At 69.6% G+C, this 9,691-nt stretch carries 16 protein-coding genes and 1 pseudogene; all 17 read left to right on the top strand.

Features of this window, described 5'->3' with window-relative positions; translation table 11 throughout:
- The first annotated feature begins 79 nt into the window (after positions 1-79).
- Positions 80-499, top strand: a complete 420-nt coding sequence (gene rplP / locus BN12_RS12760) for a 50S ribosomal protein L16 (protein WP_048552983.1) — start codon at positions 80-82, stop codon at positions 497-499.
- A pseudogene (gene rpmC, locus BN12_RS12755) lies at positions 499-717 on the top strand (50S ribosomal protein L29); the annotation flags it as partial. The gene rplP and the pseudogene rpmC, both read left to right, overlap by 1 nt.
- A 26-nt stretch (positions 718-743) precedes the next feature.
- On the top strand, positions 744-1,049 hold the full coding sequence (rpsQ, locus tag BN12_RS12750; RefSeq protein WP_048552980.1) for a 30S ribosomal protein S17: 306 nt from the start codon (positions 744-746) through the stop codon (positions 1,047-1,049).
- A gap of 63 nt (positions 1,050-1,112) precedes the next feature.
- Positions 1,113-1,481, top strand: a complete 369-nt coding sequence (gene rplN, locus BN12_RS12745; RefSeq protein WP_048552977.1) for a 50S ribosomal protein L14 — start codon at positions 1,113-1,115, stop codon at positions 1,479-1,481.
- A gap of 3 nt (positions 1,482-1,484) precedes the next feature.
- The gene (gene rplX, locus BN12_RS12740; protein WP_048552975.1) at positions 1,485-1,835 is read left to right on the top strand and encodes a 50S ribosomal protein L24; all 351 of its coding nucleotides are present in this window, start codon (positions 1,485-1,487) and stop codon (positions 1,833-1,835) included.
- Positions 1,832-2,392 carry a 50S ribosomal protein L5 gene (rplE, locus tag BN12_RS12735; RefSeq protein WP_048552972.1) on the top strand — a complete coding sequence of 187 codons (561 nt, stop codon included), beginning with the start codon at positions 1,832-1,834 and terminating at the stop codon, positions 2,390-2,392. Before rplX ends, rplE begins: the two co-directional genes overlap by 4 nt.
- Before the next feature lies 1 nt (position 2,393).
- Positions 2,394-2,579: a type Z 30S ribosomal protein S14 gene (locus BN12_RS12730; RefSeq protein WP_048552970.1), complete on the top strand. Its 186-nt coding sequence runs from the start codon at positions 2,394-2,396 to the stop codon at positions 2,577-2,579.
- 112 nt (positions 2,580-2,691) lie between these two features.
- Positions 2,692-3,090: a 30S ribosomal protein S8 gene (gene rpsH, locus BN12_RS12725; RefSeq protein ID WP_048552968.1), complete on the top strand. Its 399-nt coding sequence runs from the start codon at positions 2,692-2,694 to the stop codon at positions 3,088-3,090.
- An 11-nt stretch (positions 3,091-3,101) separates the two neighbouring features.
- The gene (rplF, locus tag BN12_RS12720) at positions 3,102-3,638 is read left to right on the top strand and encodes a 50S ribosomal protein L6 (RefSeq protein WP_048552964.1); all 537 of its coding nucleotides are present in this window, start codon (positions 3,102-3,104) and stop codon (positions 3,636-3,638) included.
- A gap of 2 nt (positions 3,639-3,640) precedes the next feature.
- A complete protein-coding gene (rplR, locus tag BN12_RS12715; RefSeq protein ID WP_048552962.1) occupies positions 3,641-4,015 on the top strand; it encodes a 50S ribosomal protein L18 in 375 nt (124 codons plus the stop codon).
- 37 nt (positions 4,016-4,052) lie between these two features.
- Complete coding sequence (gene rpsE, locus BN12_RS12710; RefSeq protein ID WP_048552960.1) at positions 4,053-4,679, top strand: 30S ribosomal protein S5; 627 nt, start codon at positions 4,053-4,055, stop codon at positions 4,677-4,679.
- Positions 4,679-4,861 (top strand): 50S ribosomal protein L30, encoded by a 183-nt coding sequence (gene rpmD, locus BN12_RS12705; protein WP_048552958.1) that lies wholly within the window; start codon positions 4,679-4,681, stop codon positions 4,859-4,861. The genes rpsE and rpmD overlap by 1 nt, the downstream gene beginning before the upstream one ends.
- A gap of 2 nt (positions 4,862-4,863) precedes the next feature.
- Positions 4,864-5,343 (top strand): 50S ribosomal protein L15, encoded by a 480-nt coding sequence (gene rplO / locus BN12_RS12700; protein WP_048552957.1) that lies wholly within the window; start codon positions 4,864-4,866, stop codon positions 5,341-5,343.
- Positions 5,344-5,556: 213 nt separating this feature from the next.
- Positions 5,557-6,873 (top strand): preprotein translocase subunit SecY, encoded by a 1,317-nt coding sequence (secY, locus tag BN12_RS12695; protein WP_048552955.1) that lies wholly within the window; start codon positions 5,557-5,559, stop codon positions 6,871-6,873.
- Position 6,874: 1 nt separating this feature from the next.
- On the top strand, positions 6,875-7,441 hold the full coding sequence (locus BN12_RS12690) for an adenylate kinase (protein WP_048552951.1): 567 nt from the start codon (positions 6,875-6,877) through the stop codon (positions 7,439-7,441).
- A 42-nt stretch (positions 7,442-7,483) separates the two neighbouring features.
- The gene (gene map, locus BN12_RS12685) at positions 7,484-8,332 is read left to right on the top strand and encodes a type I methionyl aminopeptidase (RefSeq protein ID WP_048552950.1); all 849 of its coding nucleotides are present in this window, start codon (positions 7,484-7,486) and stop codon (positions 8,330-8,332) included.
- Positions 8,333-8,356: 24 nt separating this feature from the next.
- A partial coding sequence (locus BN12_RS12680) for a serine hydrolase domain-containing protein (RefSeq protein ID WP_053080029.1) occupies positions 8,357-9,691 on the top strand: 1,335 nt, incomplete at its 3' end.

Below are 9,691 nucleotides of genomic sequence, written 5' to 3'. Positions count from 1 at the left end.
CGGCCGAGGTCGCGCCCGTGGGCGCGGCCGGCGCCGACGCCCAGACGACCGAGGCGACCGCCCAGGGAGGTGCGTCCTGATGTTGATCCCCCGTCGAGTCAAGCACCGCAAGCAGCACCACCCGGGTCGCTCGGGCGCTGCCACGGGCGGCACGAGGATCGCCTTCGGCGACTACGGCATCCAGGCCCTGGAGCCCGCATACGTCACGAACCGGCAGATCGAGTCGGCCCGTATCGCGATGACCCGCTACATCAAGCGCGGCGGGAAGGTGTGGATCAACATCTACCCCGACCGTCCGCTGACCAAGAAGCCGGCCGAGACCCGGATGGGCTCCGGCAAGGGCTCCCCGGAGTGGTGGATCGCCAACGTCAAGCCGGGCCGGGTCATGTTCGAGCTGTCCGGTGTGCCGGAGGAGGTCGCCCGCGAGGCGATGCGTCTGGCCATGCACAAGCTGCCGATGAAGTGCCGCTTCGTCCGGCGTGAGGGTGGTGACTTCTGATGGCAGTCGGTTCCCAGGACCTGGCTTCCGACCAGCTGCGCGGGTTCGACGACGACCGTCTCGTCGACGAGCTGCGCAAGGCCAAGGAGGAGCTGTTCAACCTCCGGTTCCAGTCGGCGACCGGCCAGCTGGACAACCACGGCCGGCTGCGTGCGGTCCGCAAGGACATCGCACGCATCTACACCGAGATGCGTGAGCGCGAGCTCGGCATCGGCGCCGCTCCCCAGCAGAGCGAGGCCAAGTGATGAGCGAGAACGTGAAGGACGAGACCGTGACCGTCGCCGAGGGCACCGCCCAGGAGCGCAAGTACCGCAAGAGCCGCCAAGGCTACGTCGTGAGCGACAAGATGGACAAGACCGTCGTCGTCGAGGTCGAGGACCGTGTCAAGCACCCGCTCTACGGCAAGGTCATCCGGCGCACGAGCAAGGTCAAGGCGCACGACGAGCAGAACTCGGCGGGCGTCGGCGACCGTGTCCTGATCATGGAGACCCGGCCGCTCAGCGCGACGAAGCGCTGGCGCGTCGTGGAGATCCTCGAGAAGGCCAAGTAACACATCCGTTCGGCAAGGCTCCGGGACACCGGAGAACCGGCACGACACTAGGAGAAGACTGAAGTGATCCAGCAGGAGTCGCGACTGCGCGTCGCCGACAACACGGGTGCCAAGGAGATCCTCTGCATCCGCGTTCTCGGTGGCTCCGGGCGCCGGTATGCCGGTATCGGCGACACCATCGTCGCCACCGTCAAGGACGCCATCCCCGGTGGCAACGTCAAGAAGGGCGACGTCGTCAAGGCGGTCGTCGTCCGGACGGCCAAGGAGCGGCGCCGCCCGGACGGCAGCTACATCAAGTTCGACGAGAACGCGGCGGTGATCCTCAAGGGCGACGGTGACCCCCGGGGCACCCGCATCTTCGGCCCGGTGGGCCGCGAGCTGCGTGACAAGCGCTTCATGAAGATCATCTCGCTCGCCCCGGAGGTGCTCTGAGCCATGGCGAAGACGAAGATCAAGAAGGGCGACACCGTCCAGGTGCTCGCCGGCGCGAGCAAGGGCACGACCGGCAAGGTCATCGCGGTCTACCGCGACACCGACAGGGTGCTCGTCGAGGGCGTCAACCGGGTGACCCGGCACGTCAAGGCGGGCCAGACCTCGCGGGGCTCGAACACCGGAGGACTCGTCGTCCAGGAGTCCCCGATCCACGTGAGCAACGTGGCGATCGTCGACCCCTCGGACAAGAAGCCCACCCGCATCAAGACCAGGGTCGAGACCGTCGAGCGCGACGGCAAGACCAGGACGAGCCGCACCCGCGTGGGTGTGCGCTCCGGTAAGGACCTGTCATGACCGACGTCGCCACCAAGCCCCGCCTCAAGCAGCGCTACGCCGAGGAGATCCGCTCCTCGCTCCAGGAGCAGTTCGGGTACGCCAACCCGATGCAGGTCCCTGGCGTCGTCAAGGTCGTCGTCAACATGGGCGTCGGCGAGGCGGCCCGCGACAGCAAGCTCATCGAGGGCGCCATCCGCGACCTGACGGCGATCACGGGTCAGAAGCCCGTCGTCACCAAGGCCCGCAAGTCGATCGCCCAGTTCAAGCTGCGCGAGGGTATGCCGATCGGCGCCCACGCGACGCTGCGCGGCGACCGCATGTGGGAGTTCCTCGACCGGCTCGTCTCCGTCGCGCTCCCGCGCATCCGCGACTTCCGCGGCCTGTCGCCCAGGCAGTTCGACGGCAACGGCAACTACACCTTCGGTCTCAACGAGCAGTCGATGTTCCACGAGATCGACCAGGACCGCATCGACCGCGTCCGCGGGATGGACATCACGGTCGTCACGACGGCCACGAACGACGACGAGGGTCGCGCGCTGCTCAAGGCGCTCGGCTTCCCCTTCAAGGAGAACTGAGATGGCCAAGACCGCTCTGATCAACAAGGCCAACAAGAAGCCGAAGTTCGCCGTCCGCGCCTACACCCGGTGCCAGCGCTGCGGCCGCCCGCACTCGGTCTACCGCAAGTTCGGCCTGTGCCGGATCTGCCTGCGGGAGATGGCCCACCGCGGCGAGCTCCCCGGCGTGACGAAGAGCAGCTGGTGACCCCCGCCGCTGAGCCCGGCTCGGCGGCATACCACGACAGACAACAGACCATCTACATCGCAGGTCGCCCGCGCAGCGGGGGAAACCGCGGTGAGAGAGGGCGGAGAAGCCCATGACCATGACCGACCCGATTGCGGACATGCTGACGCGCGTCCGGAACGCCAACTCGGCGCACCACGACACCGTCAGCATGCCGTTCTCGAAGCTGAAGAGCCACATCGCGGAGATCCTCGAGGCCGAGGGCTACATCGCGGGCTGGACCGTCGAGGAGGCCAAGGTCGGCAAGACGCTGACCATCAACCTCAAGTACGGCCCGAACCGCGAGCGGTCCATCGCCGGCCTGCGCCGGGTGAGCAAGCCCGGCCTGCGGGTCTACGCGAAGTCCACGAACCTGCCGAAGGTCCTCGGCGGGCTCGGGGTGGCCATCATTTCCACGTCGTCCGGGCTGCTGACCGACAGGCAGGCCCAGAGCAAGGGTGTAGGTGGGGAAGTCCTCGCCTACATCTGGTAAGGAGTCCCGCCATGTCGCGTATCGGACGACTCCCCATCGCCATCCCGACCGGCGTCGACGTCACCGTCGACGGCCGGACGGTCACCGTCAAGGGGCCCAAGGGTGAGCTCTCGCACGTCGTCGCGGAGCCCATCACCGTCGAGCGGACGGACGGCACCCTCGAGGTGAAGCGTCCCGACGACGAGCGTGTGTCGCGGTCGCTCCACGGCCTGACCCGCTCGCTCATCAACAACATGGTGCTCGGCGTGACCCAGGGCTACGAGAAGAAGATGGAGATCCACGGCACCGGGTACCGCGTGCTCGCCCGCGGCTCCGACCTCGAGTTCGCCCTCGGCTACAGCCACCCCATCACCATCACCCCCCCGCAGGGCATCTCCTTCACCGTCGAGAACCAGACGCGCTTCGCCGTCGTCGGCATCGACAAGCAGCTCGTCGGCGAGGTCGCTGCCAACATCCGCAAGCTCCGCAAGCCCGACCCGTACAAGGGCAAGGGCGTGAGGTACGCGGGCGAGCAGATCCGCCGCAAGGTCGGAAAGGCTGGTAAGTGACCATGGCTCTCACCGTCAAGCGCGCCAAGGGCAGGTCGGCCGCGCGCGGCCGGCGCCACAACCGCGTCCGCAAGTTCGTCACGGGCACGGCCGCCCGTCCGCGCCTCGTCGTGTCCCGCTCGTCACGGCACGTCTTCGTCCAGGTCGTCGACGACACCGTCGGCCGGACCGTCGCGTCCGCCTCGACGATGGAGGCCGACCTGCGCTCCTTCGACGGCGACAAGACCGCCAAGGCCCGCAAGGTCGGCGAGCTCGTCGCCGAGCGGGCGCGGAGCGCCGGCATCGAGGCCGTCGTCTTCGACCGTGCCGGCAACAAGTACCACGGCCGGGTCGCCGCGATCGCCGAGGGCGCTCGCGAGGGAGGGCTCAGCCTCTGATGAGCACCACGAATGTCTGTGAAATGAGGAGCATCTGATGCCCGGTACCCAGCGTCGAGGCACCGGTCCCGCCGAGGGCGGTGACCGGAACGACCGGCGAGGCAACCGCGACGACCGTCGCGGCGACCGTCGGGACAACGCCGAGAAGAACCAGTACCTCGAGCGCGTCGTGACGATCAACCGCGTCGCCAAGGTCGTCAAGGGTGGCCGCCGGTTCAGCTTCACCGCGCTCGTCGTCGTCGGTGACGGCGACGGCACCGTCGGTGTCGGCTACGGCAAGGCCAAGGAGGTCCCCGCCGCGATCGCCAAGGGCGTCGAGGAGGCGAAGAAGCAGTTCTTCAAGGTCCCCCGCATCCAGGGCACCATCCCGCACCCCGTCCAGGGTGAGGCCGCCGCGGGCGTCGTCATGCTGCGCCCCGCATCGCCCGGTACCGGTGTCATCGCCGGTGGCCCGGTCCGCGCGGTCCTCGAGTGCGCCGGCGTCCACGACGTGCTGTCCAAGTCGCTCGGCTCGGACAACGCGATCAACATCGTCCACGCGACCGTCGCGGCCCTCAAGGGTCTCGAGCGTCCCGAGGCCGTCGCGGCCCGCCGCGGCAAGCCCGTCGACGAGGTCGCCCCGGCCGCCATGCTGCGGGCCCAGGCCGCGGGGGCCGGTCGCTGATGGCCCGGCTCAAGGTGACCCAGGTCCGATCCGAGATCGGCGGCAAGCAGAACCAGCGCGACACGCTGCGCAGTCTCGGTCTCAAGCGCATCGGCGACGTCGTCGTCAAGGAGGACCGTCCCGAGATCCGCGGGATGGTCAAGACGATCCCGCACCTCGTGACCGTCGAGGAGGTTGACTGATCATGGCTGACACGAAGGCCACCGAGGGCGCCCGCGAGAGCGCGACGCTCAAGGTGCACCACCTGCGTCCGGCCCCCGGAGCCAAGACCGCCAGGACCCGCGTGGGTCGCGGCGAGGGCTCCAAGGGCAAGACGGCCGGTCGGGGCACGAAGGGCACCAAGGCCCGCTACCAGGTTCCGGCCCACTTCGAGGGCGGCTCGACGCCGATCCACATGCGGCTGCCGAAGCTGCGCGGCTTCAAGAACCCGTTCCGGACGACCTACCAGGTCGTCAACCTCGACCGGATCTCGGCGCTCTACCCCGAGGGCGGGGCCGTCACCGTCGAGGACCTCGTCGCCAAGGGCGCCGTCCGGGCGGGGCAGCCGGTCAAGGTGCTCGGCACGGGCGAGCTGAGCGTCACGGTGCAGGTCACCGTCGACGCCTTCTCCGCCTCGGCCAAGGACAAGATCGAGCAGGCGGGCGGCACGGCCACCATCGCCTGACCGGCCGCTGACCCCCAGGGGTCACGCCTCCCACACCGTCGGGGCTCCACGGAGCCCCGACGAGGAGGCCGGAACCTCGGGGCATACCGCCTCGTTGTATCCGAAGGCGAACAACCCCGGGCACCGGGTCTCCCGGTGGCCCGGGGTATATCGTGTGCAAGGCTTTTCGATGTAGCGCGGACCGACAGAGGGTCCGCGCCCCCAGGAGGACAAGTGCTCGCCGCGTTCGGCCGTGCGTTCAAGACGCCGGATCTTCGCAAGAAGCTCCTGTTCACCCTGTTCATCATCGCCATCTTCCGGCTCGGCTCGCACGTCCCGACACCCGGGGTCGACTACACCCAGGTCCAGGCCTGCCTCAAGGCCGCGCCGACGGACAACACCTTCCTCGGCCTGGCCAACCTCTTCAGCGGTGGGGCGCTCCTGCAGCTGTCGGTCTTCGCGCTGGGGATCATGCCGTACATCACGGCGAGCATCATCGTCCAGCTGCTGACCGTCGTCATCCCCCGGTTCGAGGCCCTGAAGAAGGAGGGCCAGTCCGGGCAGACGAAGATGACGCAGTACACGCGCTACCTCACGATCGGCCTGGCGGTCCTGCAGTCCTCGACCCTCATCACCTTCGCGGAGAACCCCCAGAACCTCTTCGGGTCCGGGTGCACGAACATCCTCGTCGACCACGCGATCCCGACGATCCTCATCATGGTCCTCACCATGACGGCCGGCACCGGCCTCATCATGTGGCTCGGTGAGCTCGTCACCGACCGCGGCATCGGCAACGGCATGTCGATCCTCATCTTCACCTCCATCGCGGCACGGTTCCCCGAGTCCCTCTGGGCCATCCAGCAGCAGGACGGCAGCTGGTTCAAGTTCTTCGCCGTCATCGCCGTCGGCTTCGTCGTCATCGCCCTCGTCGTCTTCGTCGAGCAGAGCCAGCGCCGGATCCCCGTCCAGTACGCCAAGCGGATGATCGGGCGCCAGATGTACGGCGGCACCTCGACCTACATCCCGCTCAAGGTCAACATGGCCGGCGTCATCCCCGTCATCTTCGCGAGCAGCCTGCTCACGCTGCCGTCGATGGTCGCCCAGTTCAGCAGGTCCTCGACGAACACCGACAACCCCGGCTGGGTGGACTGGATCGACGCCTACCTCGTGCGCGGCGACCATCCGATCTACATGGCCATCTACACGGCGCTCATCATCTTCTTCACCTTCTTCTACGTGTCCATCACGTTCAACCCGACCGAGGTCGCCGACAACATGAAGCGCTACGGCGGCTTCATCCCGGGGATCCGGGCCGGGCGGCCCACGGCCGAGTACCTCCAGTACGTCCTCACCCGGATCACGGTCCCGGGTGCGATCTATCTCGCACTCATCTCCCTGATCCCCCTCATCGCCCTCAAACTTGTGAATGCCAATGCCAACTTCCCGTTCGGCGGCACCTCGATCCTCATCATCGTCGGCGTCGGGCTGGAGACGGTGAAGCAGATCGAGGCTCAGCTGCAGCAACGGCACTACGAAGGGTTCCTCCGCTGACATGTCGACACGGCTGATCATCCTCGGACCCCCCGGGGCCGGTAAGGGCACCCAAGCGAGCCGCATCGCCGAGCGCCTCGGCATCCCGGCCATCTCCACGGGCGAGATCTTCCGTGCGAACATCAAGGCGGGGACCCCTCTCGGCGTCGAGGTACAGCACATCCTCGCCTCGGGCGGCTACGTCACCGACGAGATCACGAACAAGATCGTCGACGACCGGCTCGAGCAGCCCGACTGCGCTCCCGGGTTCCTCCTCGACGGCTACCCGCGGACCGTCGCCCAGGTGGGCGCCCTCGACGAGATGCTCGCGGCCCACGGCAAGGCCCTCGACCACGTCCTCGAGCTCACCGTCGACGAGGACGCCGTCGTCGAGCGACTCCTCGAGCGGGCGAAGGTCGAGGGGCGCGCCGACGACACCGAGGACGTCATCCGCGAGCGGCAGGCCATCTACCGCCGCGAGACGGCGCCGTTGGCGAAGGTCTACGCCGACCGCGGCCTGCTCGTCCAGGTCGACGGCATGGGCGAGGTCGACGCCATCACCGACCGCATCGTCGCCGCGCTGTCCTGACCGCGCCGACCGGCCACCTCCGACCGCGCCACCGTCACGCTCATGGGCCTGTTCAGCAGGGAACGCATCACCGGCAAGTCGCCCGAGCAGCTGCTGCTCATGCGCCGGGCCGGGCTCCTCACCGGCGAGACGCTCGCCGTGCTCCGGGACGCGGTGCGGCCGGGGATGACGACCAAGCAGCTCGACGCCCTCGCCGAGGAGCACATCCGCGACGGGGGCGGGGTGCCGAGCTTCCTCGGGTACCACGGGTTCAACGGCACCATCTGCGCCTCGGTCAACGACGAGATCGTCCACGGCATCCCGGGCAGCCGGGTGCTGCGCGAGGGCGACCTGCTGTCCATCGACTGCGGCGCCATCGTCGAGGGCTGGCACGGGGATGCCGCGATCTCCCTCATCGTCGGCGGTCGTGAGGCGGGGCGCCCGGAGGACCTCGCCCTCGTCGACGCCACCGAGGCGGCGATGTGGGCCGGCATCGCCGCGCTCCGGGTGGGCGCGAGCCTCTACGCCGTGGGCGCCGCCGTCGAGGACAGCATCGTCGCCACGGGTGCGGCACACGGCCGGGACTACGGCATCGTCGAGGACTACGTCGGGCACGGGATCGGCACCCAGATGCACATGGACCCCAACGTGCCGAACTACCGCGTCGACGGCAAGGGCCCGCGGGTCGTCGACGGCACGACGATCGCCATCGAGCCGATGGTCACCCTCGGCGAGCAGGACAACCGGGTGCTCGACGACGACTGGACCGTCGTGACGCTCGACGGCTCCCGCGCAGCCCACTGGGAGAACACCGTGGCGGCGACGACCCGGGGCCTGTGGGTGCTGACCGAGGTCGACGGCGGGGAGGCGCGGCTCGGGTCGCTCGGCGCGGCATACGCCCCGACCAGCTGACCTGCCGCCTCTACGCTGGGTCGGATGACCGCCTTCCCGCTCCCGTCGTCCAGTCCGTCGGCCGAGGGGGTCGACGCCCGCGGCATCCTCGCCTTCGTCGACGCCGTCGAGGCCGCGGGCTGCGAGCTGCACTCGCTGGCCGTCGCCCGGCACGGCCGGGTCGTCGCCGCCGGCTGGTGGGCCCCGTATGCCGCGTCGCAGCGACCGCTCGTCTACTCCCTCTCCAAGAGCCTCACGGCGACGGCGGTCGGCTTCCTCGTCGACGAGGGACGGCTGTCGGTGGAGGACCGGATCGTCGACCGGTTGGGCGCCGGCCCCGGGAACGGCGGCGGTGCCGGGCTCGGTGGCACCGGTCTCGACCTGCGCGACGTGGATCCGGTATGGCAGGACGTCCGCGTTCGGCACGCCCTGTCGATGACCCTCGGCCATGGTCGGGAGAGCATCGTCGAGGCGGAGGACGCGGCATACCGACTGGCGGGGGAGGGGCGGCCGGAGCCGGTCCTCGCCGGCATCCTCGCGACGCCGCCGGACCGGGCGCCGGGGTCGGTCTTCGCGTACAACCAGCCGGCGACCGCGCTCCTCGCCCGGGTCGTCGAGTCCGTCGCCGGCATGCCTGTGTCGGAGGTGCTGCGGACGCGGCTGCTCGAGCCGCTCGGGCTCCCGCCCATCGGGTGGCAACGCGACGAGGACGGGCACGAGATCGGCTACAGCGGCGCCCACGTGCCGACGGCGACGGTCCTCGCGCTGGCCCAGCTGTACCTCGGCGGCGGGGTGATCGGCGGTCGGCGGTTCCTCTCGCCGGAGTGGGTGGCCGAGGCGACGGTCGGGCAGGGGCCGGCCCGCGAGGACGGCGAGCCGAACCCGGACTGGACGTGCGGCTACGGGTACTCGTTCTGGCAGGCCCGGCACGGCTACCGGGGGGACGGCGCCTTCGGCCAGTTCGCGATCGTCCTGCCCGAGCAGGACGTCGCGATCGCCATCACCTCCGAGACCGAGGACATGCAGGGGGTCCTCGACCTGCTGTGGGAGCACCTCCTCCCCGCGGTGTCCGACGGGGCCGCCGTCGACCCCTCGTGGGACGCGGCACTCGCCGCGCGGCTCGACACCCTCGCCCTCCTCGCGCCCGGGTCCACGACGGGGGGTGCCGCTCCGGACGGGGCGTGCTTCCGCCGGACCCTGCCGCCCGATGTGGTGGGCGAGGACCTGCGGCTGCGCGTCGAGCGGTCCGGCGCCGGCTGGCTCGTCGGCATCGAGTGGTACGGCGAGCGGTATGCGGTGCCCTGCGGCGACGGCGCCTGGGCCACCTCGTCGGTGCCCGTCGGCCCTGGCGCGCTCAGCGTGGCGGCGGCCGGTGGCTGG

It is taken from the genome of Nostocoides japonicum T1-X7 (assembly GCF_001046855.1).
Lineage (GTDB): Bacteria > Actinomycetota > Actinomycetes > Actinomycetales > Dermatophilaceae > Nostocoides > Nostocoides japonicum.
Note: the sequence above shows the minus strand (reverse complement) of the source record. Positions and strands in the feature narration are given on the sequence as shown.

What these genes read in the sequence shown, in the direction of transcription:
- rplX (WP_048552975.1), top strand. Translation starts at nt 1,485, where the DNA reads ATGGCGAAGACGAAGATCAAGAAGGGCGACACCGTCCAGGTGCTCGCC.
- rplR (WP_048552962.1), top strand. Translation starts at nt 3,641, where the DNA reads ATGGCTCTCACCGTCAAGCGCGCCAAGGGCAGGTCGGCCGCGCGCGGC.
- rpsE (WP_048552960.1), top strand. Translation starts at nt 4,053, where the DNA reads ATGCCCGGTACCCAGCGTCGAGGCACCGGTCCCGCCGAGGGCGGTGAC.
- BN12_RS12730 (WP_048552970.1), top strand. Translation starts at nt 2,394, where the DNA reads ATGGCCAAGACCGCTCTGATCAACAAGGCCAACAAGAAGCCGAAGTTC.
- rpsQ (WP_048552980.1), top strand. Translation starts at nt 744, where the DNA reads ATGAGCGAGAACGTGAAGGACGAGACCGTGACCGTCGCCGAGGGCACC.
- rplF (WP_048552964.1), top strand. Translation starts at nt 3,102, where the DNA reads ATGTCGCGTATCGGACGACTCCCCATCGCCATCCCGACCGGCGTCGAC.
- rplE (WP_048552972.1), top strand. Translation starts at nt 1,832, where the DNA reads ATGACCGACGTCGCCACCAAGCCCCGCCTCAAGCAGCGCTACGCCGAG.
- rplP (WP_048552983.1), top strand. Translation starts at nt 80, where the DNA reads ATGTTGATCCCCCGTCGAGTCAAGCACCGCAAGCAGCACCACCCGGGT.
- rpsH (WP_048552968.1), top strand. Translation starts at nt 2,692, where the DNA reads ATGACCATGACCGACCCGATTGCGGACATGCTGACGCGCGTCCGGAAC.
- map (WP_048552950.1), top strand. Translation starts at nt 7,484, where the DNA reads ATGGGCCTGTTCAGCAGGGAACGCATCACCGGCAAGTCGCCCGAGCAG.
- rpmD (WP_048552958.1), top strand. Translation starts at nt 4,679, where the DNA reads ATGGCCCGGCTCAAGGTGACCCAGGTCCGATCCGAGATCGGCGGCAAG.
- BN12_RS12690 (WP_048552951.1), top strand. Translation starts at nt 6,875, where the DNA reads ATGTCGACACGGCTGATCATCCTCGGACCCCCCGGGGCCGGTAAGGGC.
- rplO (WP_048552957.1), top strand. Translation starts at nt 4,864, where the DNA reads ATGGCTGACACGAAGGCCACCGAGGGCGCCCGCGAGAGCGCGACGCTC.